20 protein-coding genes are annotated in these 16,399 nt (G+C 65.9%); all 20 read right to left on the bottom strand.

From position 1 onward, the window contains the following. Positions 1–5: 5 nt before the first annotated feature. The 20 genes from nuoK to ACK8OU_RS02810 all read right to left on the bottom strand — a co-directional run bounded on the left by nuoK (position 6) and on the right by ACK8OU_RS02810 (position 16,297). Positions 6–311: an NADH-quinone oxidoreductase subunit NuoK gene (gene nuoK / locus ACK8OU_RS02905; RefSeq protein ID WP_410301853.1), complete on the bottom strand. Its 306-nt coding sequence runs from the start codon at positions 309–311 to the stop codon at positions 6–8. A 53-nt stretch (positions 312–364) separates the two neighbouring features. Further along, positions 365–973, bottom strand: a complete 609-nt coding sequence (locus tag ACK8OU_RS02900) for an NADH-quinone oxidoreductase subunit J (RefSeq protein ID WP_410301852.1) — start codon at positions 971–973, stop codon at positions 365–367. Continuing rightward, positions 970–1,380 carry a carboxymuconolactone decarboxylase family protein gene (locus tag ACK8OU_RS02895; protein WP_250044184.1) on the bottom strand — a complete coding sequence of 137 codons (411 nt, stop codon included), beginning with the start codon at positions 1,378–1,380 and terminating at the stop codon, positions 970–972. The genes ACK8OU_RS02900 and ACK8OU_RS02895 overlap by 4 nt, the downstream gene beginning before the upstream one ends. Continuing rightward, positions 1,377–1,868, bottom strand: a complete 492-nt coding sequence (gene nuoI, locus ACK8OU_RS02890; protein ID WP_410301851.1) for an NADH-quinone oxidoreductase subunit NuoI — start codon at positions 1,866–1,868, stop codon at positions 1,377–1,379. Before nuoI ends, ACK8OU_RS02895 begins: the two co-directional genes overlap by 4 nt. A gap of 1 nt (position 1,869) precedes the next feature. Next, entirely contained in the window at positions 1,870–2,907 is a 1,038-nt protein-coding gene (gene nuoH, locus ACK8OU_RS02885; protein ID WP_410301850.1) for an NADH-quinone oxidoreductase subunit NuoH, read from the bottom strand. 25 nt (positions 2,908–2,932) lie between these two features. Further along, entirely contained in the window at positions 2,933–3,346 is a 414-nt protein-coding gene (locus ACK8OU_RS02880; protein WP_410301849.1) for a hypothetical protein, read from the bottom strand. Between the two features lie 4 nt (positions 3,347–3,350). Then, entirely contained in the window at positions 3,351–5,372 is a 2,022-nt protein-coding gene (gene nuoG / locus ACK8OU_RS02875; protein ID WP_410301848.1) for an NADH-quinone oxidoreductase subunit NuoG, read from the bottom strand. Between the two features lie 64 nt (positions 5,373–5,436). Continuing rightward, positions 5,437–5,715: a hypothetical protein gene (locus ACK8OU_RS02870; protein ID WP_410301846.1), complete on the bottom strand. Its 279-nt coding sequence runs from the start codon at positions 5,713–5,715 to the stop codon at positions 5,437–5,439. Positions 5,716–5,720: 5 nt separating this feature from the next. Continuing rightward, positions 5,721–7,016 (bottom strand): NADH-quinone oxidoreductase subunit NuoF, encoded by a 1,296-nt coding sequence (gene nuoF / locus ACK8OU_RS02865; protein WP_410301845.1) that lies wholly within the window; start codon positions 7,014–7,016, stop codon positions 5,721–5,723. A gap of 24 nt (positions 7,017–7,040) precedes the next feature. After that, complete coding sequence (locus ACK8OU_RS02860) at positions 7,041–7,274, bottom strand: DUF5337 domain-containing protein (RefSeq protein WP_410301844.1); 234 nt, start codon at positions 7,272–7,274, stop codon at positions 7,041–7,043. Positions 7,275–7,281: 7 nt separating this feature from the next. After that, complete coding sequence (locus ACK8OU_RS02855; protein WP_410301843.1) at positions 7,282–7,998, bottom strand: endonuclease; 717 nt, start codon at positions 7,996–7,998, stop codon at positions 7,282–7,284. A gap of 33 nt (positions 7,999–8,031) precedes the next feature. After that, on the bottom strand, positions 8,032–9,147 hold the full coding sequence (nuoE, locus tag ACK8OU_RS02850) for an NADH-quinone oxidoreductase subunit NuoE (RefSeq protein WP_410301842.1): 1,116 nt from the start codon (positions 9,145–9,147) through the stop codon (positions 8,032–8,034). Beyond that, complete coding sequence (locus ACK8OU_RS02845; RefSeq protein ID WP_410301841.1) at positions 9,147–10,355, bottom strand: NADH-quinone oxidoreductase subunit D; 1,209 nt, start codon at positions 10,353–10,355, stop codon at positions 9,147–9,149. Before ACK8OU_RS02845 ends, nuoE begins: the two co-directional genes overlap by 1 nt. Before the next feature lie 50 nt (positions 10,356–10,405). Continuing rightward, positions 10,406–11,005: an NADH-quinone oxidoreductase subunit C gene (locus ACK8OU_RS02840; RefSeq protein ID WP_410301840.1), complete on the bottom strand. Its 600-nt coding sequence runs from the start codon at positions 11,003–11,005 to the stop codon at positions 10,406–10,408. Between the two features lie 12 nt (positions 11,006–11,017). Continuing rightward, positions 11,018–11,551, bottom strand: coding sequence for a NuoB/complex I 20 kDa subunit family protein (locus ACK8OU_RS02835; RefSeq protein WP_250044162.1), 534 nt, complete (start codon positions 11,549–11,551; stop codon positions 11,018–11,020). After that, a complete protein-coding gene (locus tag ACK8OU_RS02830) occupies positions 11,542–11,907 on the bottom strand; it encodes an NADH-quinone oxidoreductase subunit A (RefSeq protein WP_410301839.1) in 366 nt (121 codons plus the stop codon). Before ACK8OU_RS02830 ends, ACK8OU_RS02835 begins: the two co-directional genes overlap by 10 nt. A 179-nt stretch (positions 11,908–12,086) precedes the next feature. Beyond that, positions 12,087–12,872 (bottom strand): crotonase/enoyl-CoA hydratase family protein, encoded by a 786-nt coding sequence (locus ACK8OU_RS02825; protein ID WP_410301838.1) that lies wholly within the window; start codon positions 12,870–12,872, stop codon positions 12,087–12,089. Then, positions 12,862–13,737, bottom strand: coding sequence for a hydroxymethylglutaryl-CoA lyase (locus tag ACK8OU_RS02820; RefSeq protein ID WP_410301837.1), 876 nt, complete (start codon positions 13,735–13,737; stop codon positions 12,862–12,864). Before ACK8OU_RS02820 ends, ACK8OU_RS02825 begins: the two co-directional genes overlap by 11 nt. Next, positions 13,737–14,381 (bottom strand): glutathione S-transferase family protein, encoded by a 645-nt coding sequence (locus ACK8OU_RS02815; RefSeq protein ID WP_410301836.1) that lies wholly within the window; start codon positions 14,379–14,381, stop codon positions 13,737–13,739. The genes ACK8OU_RS02820 and ACK8OU_RS02815 overlap by 1 nt, the downstream gene beginning before the upstream one ends. Beyond that, positions 14,378–16,297, bottom strand: a complete 1,920-nt coding sequence (locus ACK8OU_RS02810; RefSeq protein WP_410301835.1) for an ATP-binding protein — start codon at positions 16,295–16,297, stop codon at positions 14,378–14,380. The genes ACK8OU_RS02815 and ACK8OU_RS02810 overlap by 4 nt, the downstream gene beginning before the upstream one ends. Between the last annotated feature and the right edge of the window lie 102 nt (positions 16,298–16,399).

The following is a 16,399-nucleotide window of genomic DNA, read 5'->3' as shown; positions in this document are numbered from 1 at the left end:
TGCCCTTACCCTTTCATCACGTTGACGTCTTCGACGTCGATCGAGCCGCGGTTGCGGAAGAAGGTCACCAGGATCGCAAGCCCGATCGCGGCCTCGGCGGCGGCGACGGTCAGCACGAACATGGTGAACACCTGCCCCGCCAGATCGCCCAGATGCGCCGAAAAGGCCACCAGGTTGATGTTCACCGACAGCAGGATCAGTTCGATCGACATCAGGATGACGATGACGTTCTTGCGGTTCACGAAGATGCCGAAGATGCCGGTGACGAACAGGGCGGCCGCCACGCTCAGGTAATGTTCAAGTCCGATCATCGCTGTCCCTCCGGGGTCTGGCCCCTTCTTTCATTCGTTCCGATGCGCGCCATTCACAGGCCCTGCCCCGGTTTGACATCCACCAGTTCCATCGCCTTGGCCGGATCGCGGTGCATCTGCGCCAGCACATCCTGACGCTTGACATCCTTGCGATGCCGCAGCGTCAGCAGGATCGCGCCGATCATCGCAACCAGCAGGATCAGACCCGCGGCCTGGAACAGGTAAAGGTATTTGTCATAGATCAGCAGGCCCAGGGCGGCGGTGTTTTCCACCCCGTCCGGCGCCGGCGCCAGACGCAGGTCCTGCGCCCCCTCGGCGGCCTGCCAGGCACCAAAGGCGATGCCCAGCTGCAGCAGCATCACCACGCCGATCAACAGGCCCAGCGGCATGTAGCGCGCCAGTTCGCCCTTCAGCTCGGCAAAGTCGATGTCCAGCATCATGACGACGAACAGGAACAGCACCGCGACCGCGCCGACATAGACGATGATCAGCAGCATCGCCACGAATTCCGCGCCCAGCAGGACGAACAGGCCCGCCGCCGACAGGAAGGCCAGGATCAGCCACAGGACCGAGTGGACCGGGTTCTTCGACACGACCACCATGAAGCCCGCGACCACCGCCGAAATGGCAAAGAGGTAAAAGGCGAACGCAAACACCGTCATGTGTTTTCCCCCGATTTTTCGTCAAAGACCGTCTGCGCGATTTCCAGCGCGCGGGTCATGGCGGGCACACCGCCGAACATGCTCATCTGAAAGATCACCTCGGCGATCTCGCGTTGCGTGGCCCCCGCTTCCAGCGCGTGGCGGATCGTCAGGCGCAGCTGCGCATCGGCCTGCGCGCCCAGCACCGTCAGCGCCGCGATCGTGACCAGAAGGCGCGTGCGCGCATCCAGCCCCTCGCGGTTGAAGGTCTTGCCGAACCACATCTCCATCATGTCCTTGGACATGGTGGGGAACAGCTTTTCCATTGCGGCGGGATTGAAACTTTCCAGTGCCGGGTTGAAGGCGCGGGCCATTTCCTGGCCCTGCTCCATCATGGTCTTGAAAAGTTTCTGAAATTCCTCGGTCATCTGTAGGGCGCGTCCAGCTCGATGTTGCGGGCGATTTCCGCTTCCCAGCGCGCGCCGTTCTCAAGAAGCTTTTCCTTGTTGTAGAACAGCTCTTCGCGGGTTTCGGTCGCGAATTCGAAATTCGGCCCTTCGACGATCGCATCCACCGGGCAGGCTTCCTGGCACAGGCCACAATAGATGCATTTGGTCATGTCGATGTCATAGCGCGTGGTGCGGCGGCTGCCATCCTCGCGCGGTTCGGCATCGATGGTGATCGCCTGTGCGGGGCAGATCGCCTCGCACAGCTTGCAGGCGATACAGCGTTCCTCGCCGTTGGGATAGCGGCGCAGGGCGTGTTCGCCCCGGAAGCGCGGCGACAGCGGGCCCTTTTCATGCGGATAGTTCAGCGTGGGCTTGGGCGCGAAGAAATACCGCATCCCCAGGCCGAACCCCTTGATGAAATCGACCAGCAGGAAATATTTCGCTGCACGGGTGTAATCGAACGCCATATCAGCCCCCCATCGTCCAGCGGGCCCAGAAGCCGCCCAGAACTTCGAATTTCGCAAGGAACGCCACGATCACCACCCAGCCCAGCGACAGCGGCAGGAACACCTTCCAGCCGATCCGCATCAGCTGGTCGTAGCGGTAGCGCGGCACGATCGCCTTGACCATGGCGAACATGAAGAAGAACACCCACATCTTCGCCACCATCCACAGCACCCCATCCGGAATGCCCGGGATCGGCGACAGCCAGCCACCAAAGAACAGCAGGCTGATCAGCGCGCACATCAGGAAGATGGCGATGTATTCGCCGGCCATGAACAGAAGATACGGCGTCGAGGAATATTCCACCATGAAGCCCGCAACCAGTTCGGATTCCGCCTCGGGCAGATCGAAGGGCGGGCGGTTGGTTTCGGCCAGCGCCGAGATGAAGAACAGAACCACCATCGGCAGGTGCGGCAGCCAGTACCAGTTGAACAGGCCGTAATCGCCCCGCTGCGCCTCGACGATGGCCGACAGGTTCATCGACCCGGTCGAAATGATGACCCCGATGATGATCAGGCCCAGCGACACCTCGTACGAGATCATCTGCGCGGCGGACCGCAGCGAGCCCAGGAACGGATATTTCGAGTTCGAGGCCCAGCCCCCCATGATCACGCCGTAAACTTCCAGCGAGGAGACCGCGAAGACGAACAGGATCGCCACGTTGATATCGGCCAGCACCCAGCCTTCGTTGAACGGGATCACCGCCCAGGCCAGGATCGCCAGAACAAGGCTGAGCATCGGGGCCAGGAAGAAGACGAACTTGTCCGCCCCCGCCGGCACGACGATTTCCTTGACGACATATTTCAACGCATCCGCCACCGATTGCAGCAGACCGAACGCCCCCACCACGTTGGGACCCCGCCGCATCTGGACCGCGGCCCAGATCTTGCGGTCGCCATAGACGAGGAACAGAAGCGAAATCATCACGAATGCGATGATCCCCAGACCCTGCACCGCGATCAAAAGCGCGGTGCCCAGTGGTGTTGCCAGAAACTCAGCCATTTTGTCCCTCAGACCGCCTTGTCGTTCAAACCGTCGGTATTCCCTGTTCCGCGCAATCGGCAACCGTCACTTCGGTGTCGATCGTGCGCAGACCGCGGGGTAGCACGGGCGAGAGGGTGTAGACCGCATCCGCCCGCCAGACGCCACCCGATTCATCAAGGATCGTGCGCAGATGGCGCGCGAACCCGTATCCATTGCCGATCGCATGGCCCGCCACGGCACAATCGGCGTAATCCGTCACCGCCTGCGGCGTGCCGGCCCCGGACAGCGCGACGTGGATGCGCACCAGCCCGTCATCCAGCACCTCGGCGCGCACGCCCTGATAGCGGGGCGGCTCGGCCGCCACGGCCTCGGGCGCGGCCCCTGCCCCCGGCGCGCAAGCCGCCAGCCCGGCCAGAAGGCCGGGGGCAAGGCGCGCGGGGGACGGGGACTGGCGCATCGGCTTATTCCGCCGCCAGCGGCGCTTCGCGGCGCGCCCTGGCCATCGCCGACAGTTCCGCCATCAGCGTCGAGGCCCGCGCGACCGGGTTGGTCAGGTAGAAGTCGCGCACCGCATGGCGCAAGCTGGCCGCGCCCATGTCGCGCAGGCCAACCGGCTGCCAGGCGTTTTCGGGCACCGTGTCCACCTGTGCCAGATGCGGCACGGCAGCGACCAGCGCCCGGCGCAGCCCGGCCATATCGTTCCAGGGCTGGGTCGCCCCCAGTTCCGCCGACAGCGCGCGCAGGATCGCCCAGTTTTCCTTGGCCTGACCGGGGGCAAAGCCCGCGCGGAAGGCCAGCTGCGGGCGCCCTTCGGTATTCACGAACAGGCCGTTTTCTTCCGTATAGGCCGCAGCCGGCAGGATCACATCGGCACGGTTCGCGCCGCGGTCGCCGTGGCTGCCCTGATAGATCACGAACGGCCCGCCTTCGGTACGCGGGGTGATTTCCACCTCATCCGCGCCCAGGTTGTAGATCACCTGCACACCGTCGATCGCGGCCAGCAGGCCGCCTTCGGTGACCGCGCCCACATCCATCGCCCCCACACGCGCCGCGGCGGTGTGCAGCACCAGCATCTTGCCGCCCATCTTTTCGGCCAGCGCCATGGCATGGGCCAGAACCGCCTCGCCATCGGCCTCGGACAGGGCGCCCTGCCCCACGATGACCAGCGCGCCATCGGCCGGCGCGGCCGAAGCCACGGCGCGGGCCAGCGCCGCGCGATCCTCGCCCAGATGGGTATAGCCATAGGTCAGATCCGCCGCCGGACCGATCACCGAAACCTCGGCCCCCTGCGACCAGACCTTGCGGATGCGCGCGTTCAGCACCGGCGCCTCATTGCGCGGGTTGGTGCCGATCAGCACGATCGAGCGGGCCGTGTCGATATCGGCGATCGCCGCATTGCCGACATAGGCGGATCGGTTGCCGATCGGCAGGCGCGCGCCATCGGTGCGGCATTCCACCGTGCCGCCCAGCCCTTCGACAAGCTGTTTCAGCGCAAAGGCCGCCTCGACCGGGGCCAGATCGCCGACCAGACCCAGGACCTTGCCGCCCTTCATCGCGGCGGCCGCCGCCCCCAGCGCCTCGGGCCAGGTGGCTTTGCGCAGCTTGCCGTTTTCGCGGACATAGGGCGTGTCCAGCCGCTGGCGGCGCAGGCCGTCCCAGACGAAACGGGTCTTGTCGGAAATCCATTCCTCGTTCACGCCGTCATGGTTGCGCGGCAGGATGCGCATCACTTCGCGGCCCTTGGTATCGACGCGGATGTTGGACCCCAGCGCATCCATCACATCGATGGATTCCGTCTTGGTCAGTTCCCACGGACGGGCCGTGAAGGCATAGGGCCTTGAGGTCAGCGCGCCGACCGGGCACAGGTCGATGATGTTGCCCTGCAGGTTGCTGTCCAGCGTCATGTTCAGATAGCTGGTGATCTCGCTGTCCTCGCCCCGGCCGGTCTGGCCCATCTGGGTGATGCCCGCCACCTCGGTGGTGAAGCGCACGCAACGGGTGCAGGAAATGCAGCGCGTCATGGCGGTGGACACCAGCGGGCCAAGGTTCAGGTTTTCCGACGCGCGCTTGGGTTCACGATAGCGACTGAAATCGACGCCATAGGCCATCGCCTGATCCTGCAGGTCGCATTCGCCGCCCTGGTCGCAGATCGGGCAATCCAGCGGGTGGTTGATCAGCAGGAATTCCATCACGCCCTCGCGGGCCTTCTTGACCATGGGGCTGTTGGTCTTGATCACGCTCGGCTCGCCGTTCGGGCCGGGGCGCAGGTCCTTCACCTGCATCGCGCAGCTTGCGGCGGGCTTGGGCGGGCCGCCCACCACCTCGACCAGACACATCCGGCAGTTGCCGGCGATCGACAGCCGTTCGTGATAGCAGAAACGCGGCACCTCGATCCCGGCCTGTTCGCAGGCCTGGATCAGCGTGAGGTTCGGATCGACTTCGACTTCGTGGCCGTCGATGATGATCGTTCTGAGGTTCGACATGGTTCCGATCCTGTCCGTCAAATGGTGCCGCGGCGGGTGCCCGCGCGGAATTGGGTTGCAGGGCTCATGCACAGCCCTCCGGGTAGATCCAGGCGCCTTCGTGGAAATGGTCGCGGATGGAACTGTCCACCCCGCCCGGCCCACAGATCGCATCCGCCGCGCGCCGCGCCCCGGCCCCCTCGGCATAGCCGAAGGGCTGGCCCGGGCGCGTGACCCGCAATTCCCCCGCCGGCCCCGCGACCGCCGCATAGCCCGGCACCGCCCGCAGCGCCGGTTCGGCCACGGGGGCGGCGCAGGCGGCCAGCGCCAGCGTGCCAAGCATCAGGGGAAAGGCGGATTGCATCTGCTTCACTCCGCCGCCATCGCGCCCGTGCGTCCGGTCTTGCGCGCCTTGATCCGGTCTTCGATTTCCTCGCGGAACTGACGCACAAGCCCCTGGATCGGCCAGGCGGCCGCATCGCCAAGCGCGCAGATCGTGTGGCCCTCGACCTGCTTGGTGACCGACAACAGCATGTCGATTTCCTCGATCTCGGCCTCGCCGCGGACCAGACGGTCCATCACGCGCATCATCCAGCCGGTGCCTTCGCGGCAGGGGGTGCACTGGCCGCAGCTTTCGTGCTTGTAGAATTTCGACAGCCGCCAGATCGCCTTGATCACATCGGTGGACTGATCCATCACGATCACCGCCGCCGTTCCCAGGCCCGAACGCTGTTCGCGCAGCCAGTCGAAATCCATGATCGCATCATCGCATTGCGCCGCGTTCAGCATCGGCACCGAAGAACCGCCGGGGATCACCGCCTTGAGGTTCTTCCAGCCGCCGCGCACGCCGCCGCAGTGCCGATCCAGCAATTCGCGCAGGGAAATCGACATTTCCTCTTCGACGACGCAGGGGTTGTTCACATGACCCGAGATGCCGAACAGCTTGGTGCCCGCGTTGTTCGGCCGGCCAAAGCCCGCGAACCACGACGCACCACGACGCAGGATGGTGGGCACGACGGCGATGGATTCGACGTTGTTCACCGTGGTCGGGCAGCCATAAAGGCCCGAACCCGCCGGGAACGGCGGCTTCATCCGGGGCATGCCCTTCTTGCCTTCCAGGGATTCCAGCAGCGCGGTTTCCTCGCCGCAGATATAGGCGCCCGCGCCGTGGGCCAGATACAGATCGAAATCATAGCCCGACTTGCAGGCATTCTTGCCGATCAGCCCCGCCTCATAGGCCTCATCGATCGCGGCCTGAAGCGCCTCACGCTCGCGGATGTATTCGCCGCGGATGTAGATATAGCCCGCAACCGCCCCCATCGCGAAGCCCGCGATCAGGCACCCCTCGACCAGCGTATGCGGGTCATGGCGCATGATTTCGCGGTCCTTGCAGGTGCCGGGTTCGGATTCGTCGGCGTTCACCACCAGATAGGCCGGGCGCCCGTCCGAGGCTTTCGGCATGAACGACCATTTCAGGCCGGTGGGAAAGCCCGCGCCACCCCGGCCCCGCAGGCCCGAGGCTTTCACCTGCTCTACGATCCAGTCGCGGCCATTGGCCAGGATACCGGCCGTGCCGTCCCAATGGCCACGCGCCATCGCGCCTTTCAGCGAACGGTCGTGCATCCCGTAGAGGTTGGTAAAGATCCGATCCTGATCTTTCAGCATGTGAAGTCCCTCAATTGCCCTGACCTAGTTCCCCGAACAGCCGGAACCCCGGCGCCAGATGCGCCAGGTCACGACCAGCGCAAAAACATACGCGGCGATCGCCGCAAGATCGATCAGGAAGGCGAAGCCCGGGTCCAGCCCCAGCCGCTTTCCCAGCCATTGCGCGGCCAGCCACAGCACGGTCGCAGCCGCGATCACAAGGGCGGCCAGCCGACCCTCGCGTGCGTTCAACCCGTTCTGTCCGCCCTGCTGCGCCATTCAACCCTCAGTAATCGTTCGTCTTTGCCCGTTCGAGAAAGCGGTCAAGCCCCTCCTCGACGATGATCTTCGCCTGCGCCACCCATTTGTCGCGGCTGACCCGCCCGCGAAAGCCCTTCAGGTTGGCATCCATCCACGCCACCTCGGCCTCGCCCCATTTCGCGATCTGGTCATAATGCCAGATGCCAAGCGCGTTGCAGGCCTTTTCCAGCACGGGGCCGATGCCTTCGATCTTTTTCAGATCGTCCGCGCCCGCCTTGCGCGGCGCCTTCATTGCGCGGGGCTTCTTGCCGCCCCCGACCACCGGCTGCGCCTTGGGCCTGGCGGTTACCCTGGTTTTGGCAGGCGTCTGGTCCTGGCCCGCGACTTTGGCAGGCACCGGTGTCGCAGCGGCGGCCATCCGGGCCGGTGCGGGGGCCGGTGCGGGGGCCGGGGGCGTGACCTCTGCCACGGGTTGCGGCGCCGCGGACACCGGGGTCGGCGACACCGGCGCGGCGGCTACAGCCGCAGCAGGCACAGGTGCGGCGGGCAGCGGTGCCGCCAGACGGCCCTGGCAAAAACCCCAGACCAGAACGCTGCCGAACAGGCCCGCGGTGACAAGGCCAAGGAAAAGCGCCGCGACAAATCCGGCATGGCTGGCCAGCACGAATCCAAAGACGACAAGGCCCGCTATCGCGCCTGCCGCCCAGGATTTGCCCCGGCATCCATTGTCCAGTTCTGTCATCCCACTCTCCTTTGCCCGCGGGCCTGCTGCACCTTAGTCTTCGTAAATCCCGTCCTTCTTCGCATGGGCCGAGAATTCGGTCTCTTGCCCCGTCGCCAGAACCTTGGCCTGACCGATCCATCCGTCGCGGCTGGCGCGGCCCTTGAAGCCTTCCAGATTGGCATCGACCCAGGCCAGCTCGGCCTCGGTCCAGGCCGCGATCTGATCAAAGTGATAGAACCCCATGGAATGCAGCAGCGATTCCAGCTTGGGGCCCACGCCCTTGATCAGCTTCAGATCATCGGCCCTGTCGCCGCGCGGCGCCTCCAGAGCCGCAGGCCGGGCCCCCGCGGGCGTGGCTTCGGCCCTGGGCGCCGCGGGCGCGGCCTTGGCGGCGGCCTGCCGCACCGCGGACATCGGGCGCTGGCCCGCGCCCATCGTGCCGATCGGCCCGTGCTGGCCCGACATCTGCCAGGGCATGCGCAGCGGCACCTCGGTGCCATCGATGCGCTTGAGCGTGTCACCAATTTCCACCGCGCGCTGGACCGAACCGTTGCCGGGGTGCTTTTCCCCCGGCATATCCTTGAGCGAGGTCAGCCCCGACGCCGGTTCCGAGGCAAAACGCCCGATCTGCGACCCCGGACGCGGCGTCTTGCCCGCGGCCATCTCATCGATCAGACGGGCGAAATTCTCGGCGGTAAGGTCTTCGTAATAATCCTTGCCGATCTGGGCCATGGGCGCATTGGCGCAGGCGCCAAGGCATTCCACCTCTTCCCAGGAAAACTTGCCGTCCGCCGACAGCTGGTGCGGTTCGGGCGCGATCTTTTCGCGGCAGACCTTCATCAGATCCTCGGCACCGCAGATCATGCACGACGTGGTGCCGCAGATCTGGAAATGCGCGACCGCCCCGACCGGGGCCAGCTGGAACATGAAGTAGAAGGTCGCCACCTCAAGCGCGCGGATATAGGGCATGTCCAGCATGTCGGCGACATGTTCGATCGCCGGGCGGGTCAGCCAGCCTTCCTGTTCCTGCGCGCGCCACAGCAGCGGGATGATCGCGCTGGCCTGGCGGCCCACCGGATATTTGGTGATCTGCCCCCTGGCCCATTCCAGGTTGGCGGGCGTGAAGGCAAAGGCTTCGGGCTGGGTATGGTGAAGGCGGCGCAGCATCAGCGGTCAATCTCCCCGAACACGACATCCATCGTGCCGATGATGGCCGACACGTCGGCCAGTTGGTGGCCTTTCGCCACATAATCCATGCTTTGCAGGTGCAGATAGCCCGGCGCGCGGATCTTGGCGCGATAGGGTTTGTTGGTGCCGTCCGACACCAGATAGACGCCGAATTCGCCCTTGGGCGCCTCAACCGCGGCATAAACCTCACCAGCGGGGACGTGAAAGCCTTCGGTGTACAGCTTGAAGTGGTGGATGAGCGCCTCCATCGAGGTCTTCATCTCGCCGCGCCTGGGCGGGGTCATCTTGCCGCGCGCCAGCACGTCGCCCTTTTCCAGCCGCAGCTTGGCACAGGCCTGCCGGATGATGCTGGTCGATTCCCGCATTTCAGCAACCCGCACAAGATAGCGGTCGTAACAGTCGCCGTTCTTGCCCACGGGGATCTTGAAGTCGAATTCGTCGTAGCATTCATAGGGCTGGCTGCGGCGCAGGTCCCAGGCCAGGCCCGAACCGCGCACCATGACCCCGGAATAGCCCCAATCCAGAATGTCCTGTTCGGTGATGATGCCGATGTCGGCATTGCGCTGCTTGAAGATGCGGTTTTCGGTCAGCAGGCCTTCGATATCGTCCAGCACCCTGGGAAATTCGACGGCCCAGGCGTCGATATCTTCAATCAGCGCGGGCGGCAGATCCTGATGCACGCCGCCGGGGCGGAAATAGTTGGCGTGCAGACGCGCCCCGCAGGCGCGTTCGTAGAAGATCATCAGCTTTTCACGCTCTTCGAACCCCCACAGCGGCGGGGTCAGCGCGCCTACGTCCATCGCCTGCGTGGTGACGTTCAGCAGGTGGTTCAGCACGCGGCCGATTTCGGAATACAGCACCCGGATCAGGCTGGCGCGGCGCGGCACGACGGTGCCGGCCAGACGCTCGATCGCCAGACACCAGGCATGTTCCTGGTTCATCGGCGCCACATAATCCAGCCGGTCGAAATAGGGCAGGTTCTGCAGATAGGTCCGGCTTTCCATCAGCTTTTCGGTACCGCGATGCAAAAGCCCGATATGCGGGTCGGCGCGTTCCACGATCTCGCCGTCCAGTTCCAGCACCATCCGCAGCACGCCATGCGCCGCCGGGTGCTGGGGCCCGAAGTTGATGTTGAAATTGCGGATCTTCTGCTCGCCGGTCAGAACGTCGTCAAGGCTGCCGTCCATCGTGTCACCTTCCGTATTGCCAAGAAAGCGGGCCCGGGGGCCCGGCTGGCTCAACCCTGCTTTTCGTCGCCGGGCAGAATGTATTGCGCGCCTTCCCAGGGGCTGAGGAAGTCGAACTGCCGGTATTCCTGCGTCAACTTGACCGGCTCATAGACAACGCGCTTCTGCGCCTCGTCATAGCGCAGTTCGACATAGCCCGTGGTCGGGAAATCCTTGCGCAGCGGATGGCCGCGGAAGCCATAGTCGGTCAGTATGCGGCGCAGGTCCGGATGCCCCGAGAACAGGATGCCGAACATGTCGAACACCTCGCGCTCAAACCAGTTGGCGGCGGGAAACGGCCCGGTGATCGAGGGGACCATGTCCTCCTCGCGCACGGCGGCCTTCACGCGGATGCGCTGGTTGCGATACATCGACAGGAACTGCCAGACCATGTCGAACCGCGCCGGGCGCTGCGGCCAGTCGATCGCGGTGATGTCGACCAGGGTCGAGAACCGACAGCTGGGATCGTCTTTAAGGAATTCCACGAATTCCACGATCGAGCTGGCGGTCACCGTCACGGTCAATTCGCCAAAGGCCACCTGGGTCGAGACGACATCGGCGGCGCGCTTCAGCTCGATATGGGCGGCAAGTTCTTTCAGGGCTTCGGACATTGTCCCCTCTCCTCAGCGCACAAGGGTGCCGGTGCGGCGGATCTTGCGCTGCAACTGCAGGATGCCATACATCAGCGCCTCGGCGCTGGGGGGGCAGCCCGGCACATAGATATCGACCGGAACGATCCGGTCACAGCCGCGCACCACCGAATAGCTGTAGTGATAATAGCCCCCGCCATTCGCGCAGGAGCCCATGCTGATCACGTAGCGCGGTTCCGGCATCTGGTCATAGACCTTGCGCAGCGCGGGCGCCATCTTGTTGGTCAGCGTACCGGCTACGATCATCACATCCGACTGGCGCGGGCTGGCGCGCGGCGCAAAGCCGTAGCGTTCCACGTCATAGCGCGGCATCGCGGTGTGCATCATCTCGACCGCGCAGCAAGCCAGGCCGAAGGTCATCCAGTGCAGCGAGCCGTTGCGCGCCCAGTTGATGATATCCTCGGCCGAGGTCAGGATAAATCCCTTGTCCTGCAGGTCGCGGTTCAGCGCCGCAGTCGCCACGTCCATATCGGCCGCGGCGGTGTTCGCCCCCGTCATCACGCCCATTCCAGCGCCCCCTTCTTCCATTCATAGGCAAAGCCCACGGTCAGCACGCCCAGGAAGACCATCATCGACCAGAAGGCCACATCGCTCAGTTGCCCGAAGGCCACCGCCCAGGGGAACAGGAAGGCCACTTCCAGGTCGAAGATGATGAACAGGATCGACACAAGGTAGAAGCGAACGTCGAACTTCATCCGCGCATCGTCAAAGGCGTTGAACCCGCATTCATAGGCCGAGACCTTTTCCGGGTCGGGGTTGCGCACCGCAAGCACGACCGCGGCGAGGATCAGGACAAGCCCAAGTGCGACCGCCATGGCAAGGAAAATGAGAATGGGAAGGTATTCACGCAAGAGATCGTGCACGTTTGGCTCCCTCGTTACGCGACACGGGCCGCGCAGGTTCCGGCTGAGCGTGGTTTAGACCTGCGCCCGTCCCGGGTCAACCGAAGGTGGCGGGGTTTGCCGCGAAATCCGGGGGCGACCCGCCGTTTCGTATACCTTTGTGCACCAAAAACACCGCCCGATGCTGCAACCGCGAAAGTTTATTGCGCCCAACCGGGTTTGCGGCGGTCGAAAAAGGCCGCGATTCCCTCGGGTGCCTCGGTGCCTTCCCAGCAGGCGACAAGGGCGGCGATGGAATCGCTGATCTCGGCCTCGCCGATCGGCGGGCCCAGACGGCGGGCCAGCGCCTTGGCGGCGGCCACGGCACCGGGGGCGCAGGACAGATAGGGGACGACCTCGGCCTCGACCGCGGCGGCCAGGTCGGCGGGCGGCACGGCGCGGGCCAGAAGGTCCAGGCCCACCGCCTCCTCGGCGCCGAACAGCCGCGCCGACATGAACACCCGCCGCGCCCGCGCCTCGCCCATCCGGGCCAGCACATAGGGGCCAATGGTGGCGGGTATCAGGCCCAGCCGGGTTTCGGTCAGGCCAAAGCGCGCGGTATCGGCACCGATCGCCACGTCACAGATGCTCATCATGCCGATGCCGCCGCCGAAGGCATTGCCATGAACCTGCCCGATCAGCGGTTTTGGCAACAGGTTCAAGGCGTTCAGCATCATCGCCAGCTTGCGCGCCTCGGCCGCGCGGGTGGCCGAATCGGCGGCCATCTGCGCGCGCATCCAGTCCAGATCGCCGCCCGCGCAAAAGCTGTCGCCCTCGGCCGCCAGCACGACCACGCGCACCGCCGTGTCGGCGCCCAGAACGCCCGCCGCCCGGGTCAGTTCCGCAATCATCTGCGCGCTCAGCGCATTGTGCTTGGCCGCCCGCGCCAGGATCAGCCGCGCCACGCCGCGCGCATCGGTTTCAATCCGGATCGTTTCAAAGTCCATCGCCCTGCCCCTTTGTTGTCCCCTGCCGGATCGCCTGCGCCAGCGCCGCCGCCTCGGCCAGAACGCCCCGGTCCAGCCCGGTGTCGTGGCCCAGGTCCACCAGCCGCGCGACGACCTTTTCGGTGGCCACATTGCCCGCCGCCCCCGGCGCATAGGGACAGCCGCCCAAGCCCCCGACCGCCGCATCAAAGACCCGCAGCCCCATTTCGATCGAGGCCTCGATATTGACCAGCGCGCGGCCGGACGTGTCGTGGTAATGCCCCGACAAACGGTCGGCCGGAACCTCGTCCAGCACCGCGCGCAGCATCGCGGCGATGGTTTCGGGCCGGCCCTGGCCCAGCGTCTCGCCCAGGCTGATCTCATAACAGCCCAGATCGCGCAGCGCCGCCGCCACCCGCGCCACCGCCGATGGCGCCACCGCCCCTTCGTAGGGGCAATCGGTGACGACCGAGACATAGCCCCGCACCGGCATCCCGTCGGCCCGCGCCGCCGCGATCAGCGGGGCAAAACGGTCCAGGCTTTCGGCGATGGAACAGTTCAGGTTCGCCCGGCTGAACCCTTCCGAGGCGGCGGCAAAGATCGCCACCTCATCCACCTGCGCCGCGCGCGCCGCGTGATAGCCCTGCAGGTTCGGCGTCAGCGCGGCATAGGACACCCCCGGCCTGCGGGTGATGCCGGCGAATACTTCGGCGGAATCGGCCATTTGCGGCACCCATTTCGGGCTGACGAACGACCCCGCCTCGATCCGCCGGAACCCCGCCCGCGACAGGCAATCGACCAGGGCGATCTTGTCCGCCGTGGCGATCGGGCGCTTTTCATTCTGCAGGCCGTCGCGCGGGGCGACCTCAAAGATTTCAATCTGCATCAGGCCTCCGGCGTGGGATAAAACGGGCGGGTATAGATCTGCGCCGCCCCGTCACGGGCCAGCGCGCGCTGAAATGCGGGGCGGTCGCCCAGCCGGCCCAGCCAGTCACGCAGACGCGGGAAGGGGTCAAGCGGCGTGAAACGCTGGCCGATCATCGCGCCATAGCTGACCGCGATATCCACCGCCGAAAAGCCCGAGGGCAGCAGATAATCCCCCGCCAGCCCGCGTTCGGCCACCGCCAGCGTGCGGGCCAGCCGCGCCGCCTCCAGCCGCATCACGGTGGGGCTGCGCATCCAGTCCTCGCGCAGGGCGATGTGCTGCTGGGTCAGGTTGGCGACATGGGCGGCGATGGTCTCGGCGAAATGCAGCCATTGCAGCCAATCCACCCGCTCATCCGGGGCGCCCAGAAGCGCGCCTTCGCGTTCGCACAGCCACTGCGTGATCGCACCGGATTCAAAGATCGCCCGGCCCTCGGTTTCCAGCGCGGGAACCCGGCCAGCCGGTGAAAGCGTTGCATAAGCTTGATCACGCAAGCTTTTGTCAAAAAAGGAATGTTCGGCAACCTCGAAAGGCAGGCCAAGTTCTTCCAGAAGCCACAGGATGCGAAAGCTGCGGGCCTGGGGGACGTGATGCAGACGGATCATGGCTCTTCCTCCAGCCGGATCAGCGCGGCCCCCGCCTCGACCTGCGATCCGGCTTCGACCAGCACCTCGGCCACCACGCCATCGCGCGCGGCGGTCATCGTATGTTCCATCTTCATGGCCTCAAGAATGGCCAGCCGGTCGCCCGCCGCCACAGCCTGGCCCGCGGCCACGAAGACCGCCTTGACCAGCCCCGGCATCGGCGCAAGCGTCAGGCCACCACCGGCCATCCCGGCCTGCCGGGCCAACGGATCAGGACGCGTGAAGCGGTGCGCGCCGCGCAGGAACACCGTGATCTCCGGGCCGCGCAGCGCAAAGCGCGCGCCGGTCTTGACCCCATCCACCCACCAGCCATCGGGCCGCAGCAGACAATCATGGCTGGCGCCCTCCAGTTCAACCGTGATCCGGCCCGGGGCATGGACCCGCACCGCCGCAGGGCGGTCAAAGGACACTTCGCGGCGCAGTGCCGACCAAAGCGTGAAGCCCGCCGCCCCCTGCCCCTCATGCAGGCCCGCCGCCGCCAGCACGCCCAGCGCCACCGCGGCGGGCGGCGGACCGCCCGCGCCCGCCAGCGCCTCCAGATCGCGCGCGATCAGCCCGGTATCGACATCGCCCGCCGCAAAGCCCGGATGACGCGCCAGCGCACCCAGGAAATCCAGATTGGTGACCGATCCGGCCACCTCGGTTTCCTCCAGCGCGCGCGCCAGCCGGGCCAGCGCCACCGCACGGGTGGGGCCGTGGGTGATGACCTTGGCGATCATCGGGTCATACCAGGGGCTGATCGTATCGCCCGCACGCACGCCGGTATCGGCGCGAATGCCATCGGGAAAGCGCAGATGCGACAGCGTGCCGGTGGCGGGCAGGAAACCTGCGGGAACATCCTCGGCATAAAGACGGGCCTCGAAGGCATGACCGCGGATCGACAGATCCTCCTGCCGGGCGGGCAAGGGTTCGCCAGCCGCGACGCGCAGCTGCCATTCGACCAGGTCGACGCCGGTGATCGCCTCGGTCACCGGGTGTTCGACCTGCAGGCGGGTGTTCATCTCCATGAACCAGAAGCGGTCGGGACGCAGGCCTTCGCTGGCATCGACGATGAATTCCACCGTGCCCGCCCCGCTGTAGCCAATGGCCTCGGCCGCGCGCACGGCGGCCTGCCCCATCGCCGTGCGCATCGCATCGGTCATGCCCGGCGCCGGGGCCTCCTCGATCACCTTCTGGTGGCGGCGCTGCAGCGAACAGTCGCGCTCGAACAGATGCAGCGCGCGGCTGCCGTCACCAAAGACCTGCACCTCGATATGGCGGGGCTTTTCGACATATTTCTCGATCAATACGGCAGGGTTGCCAAAGCCGGTGCGCGCCTCGCCCTGTGCGCCTTGCAGGGCGTCGGCAAAATCGCGCGGATGATCGACCCGGCGCATCCCCTTGCCGCCACCGCCCGCCACCGCCTTGATCAGCACCGGATAGCCGATCGCATCGGCCGCGCCCGCCAGATGTTCCGGGTCCTGATTGTCACCGTGATAGCCCGGCACGACCGGAACACCGGCCTCGGCCATCAGCGCCTTGGCCGCATCCTTGAGCCCCATCGCCCGGATCGAATCGCCCGAAGGCCCGATGAACACCAGCCCCGCCGCCTGCACCGCATCGACGAAATCGGGGTTTTCCGACAGGAAGCCATAGCCCGGGTGGATCGCCTGCGCGCCCGTGGCCCGCGCCGCCGCGATGATCGCATCACCGCGCAGATAGCTGTCCTTTGGCGCCGGGCCGCCGATATGCACCGCCTCATCGGCCAGCGCGACATGGCGCGCGCCCGCATCGGCGTCGGAATAGACCGCCACCGTGCCCACCCCCATGCGGCGGGCGGTGGCGATCACGCGGGCCGCAATTTCGCCGCGGTTGGCAATCAGGATCTTGCGGAACATCTCGGTCTCCCTTTGATTGCGGCGGGGGCGCCGCCCCCGTGCCCCCGAGGTATTTCCGGCAAGGTGAAGGGGGTTTCATCTTGCCCCAAATACCTCCGCCGG

Source organism: Pontitalea aquivivens (assembly GCF_046507575.1).
In the GTDB taxonomy this organism is placed as follows: domain Bacteria; phylum Pseudomonadota; class Alphaproteobacteria; order Rhodobacterales; family Rhodobacteraceae; genus Pontitalea; species Pontitalea aquivivens.
The sequence above is the reverse complement of the archived record's forward strand: the minus strand, read 5'-3'. Positions and strand labels throughout refer to the sequence as shown.

Excerpts from the sequence above, each read along its gene's own strand:
- nuoK (WP_410301853.1), bottom strand. The coding sequence starts at position 311 with ATGATCGGACTTGAACATTACCTGAGCGTGGCGGCCGCCCTGTTCGTC.
- ACK8OU_RS02900 (WP_410301852.1), bottom strand. The coding sequence starts at position 973 with ATGACGGTGTTTGCGTTCGCCTTTTACCTCTTTGCCATTTCGGCGGTG.
- ACK8OU_RS02895 (WP_250044184.1), bottom strand. The coding sequence starts at position 1,380 with ATGACCGAGGAATTTCAGAAACTTTTCAAGACCATGATGGAGCAGGGC.
- nuoI (WP_410301851.1), bottom strand. The coding sequence starts at position 1,868 with ATGGCGTTCGATTACACCCGTGCAGCGAAATATTTCCTGCTGGTCGAT.
- nuoH (WP_410301850.1), bottom strand. The coding sequence starts at position 2,907 with ATGGCTGAGTTTCTGGCAACACCACTGGGCACCGCGCTTTTGATCGCG.
- ACK8OU_RS02880 (WP_410301849.1), bottom strand. The coding sequence starts at position 3,346 with ATGCGCCAGTCCCCGTCCCCCGCGCGCCTTGCCCCCGGCCTTCTGGCC.
- nuoG (WP_410301848.1), bottom strand. The coding sequence starts at position 5,372 with ATGTCGAACCTCAGAACGATCATCATCGACGGCCACGAAGTCGAAGTC.
- ACK8OU_RS02870 (WP_410301846.1), bottom strand. The coding sequence starts at position 5,715 with ATGCAATCCGCCTTTCCCCTGATGCTTGGCACGCTGGCGCTGGCCGCC.
- nuoF (WP_410301845.1), bottom strand. The coding sequence starts at position 7,016 with ATGCTGAAAGATCAGGATCGGATCTTTACCAACCTCTACGGGATGCAC.
- ACK8OU_RS02860 (WP_410301844.1), bottom strand. The coding sequence starts at position 7,274 with ATGGCGCAGCAGGGCGGACAGAACGGGTTGAACGCACGCGAGGGTCGG.
- ACK8OU_RS02855 (WP_410301843.1), bottom strand. The coding sequence starts at position 7,998 with ATGACAGAACTGGACAATGGATGCCGGGGCAAATCCTGGGCGGCAGGC.
- nuoE (WP_410301842.1), bottom strand. The coding sequence starts at position 9,147 with ATGCTGCGCCGCCTTCACCATACCCAGCCCGAAGCCTTTGCCTTCACG.
- ACK8OU_RS02845 (WP_410301841.1), bottom strand. The coding sequence starts at position 10,355 with ATGGACGGCAGCCTTGACGACGTTCTGACCGGCGAGCAGAAGATCCGC.
- ACK8OU_RS02840 (WP_410301840.1), bottom strand. The coding sequence starts at position 11,005 with ATGTCCGAAGCCCTGAAAGAACTTGCCGCCCATATCGAGCTGAAGCGC.
- ACK8OU_RS02835 (WP_250044162.1), bottom strand. The coding sequence starts at position 11,551 with ATGGGCGTGATGACGGGGGCGAACACCGCCGCGGCCGATATGGACGTG.
- ACK8OU_RS02825 (WP_410301838.1), bottom strand. The coding sequence starts at position 12,872 with ATGGACTTTGAAACGATCCGGATTGAAACCGATGCGCGCGGCGTGGCG.
- ACK8OU_RS02820 (WP_410301837.1), bottom strand. The coding sequence starts at position 13,737 with ATGCAGATTGAAATCTTTGAGGTCGCCCCGCGCGACGGCCTGCAGAAT.
- ACK8OU_RS02815 (WP_410301836.1), bottom strand. The coding sequence starts at position 14,381 with ATGATCCGTCTGCATCACGTCCCCCAGGCCCGCAGCTTTCGCATCCTG.
- ACK8OU_RS02810 (WP_410301835.1), bottom strand. The coding sequence starts at position 16,297 with ATGTTCCGCAAGATCCTGATTGCCAACCGCGGCGAAATTGCGGCCCGC.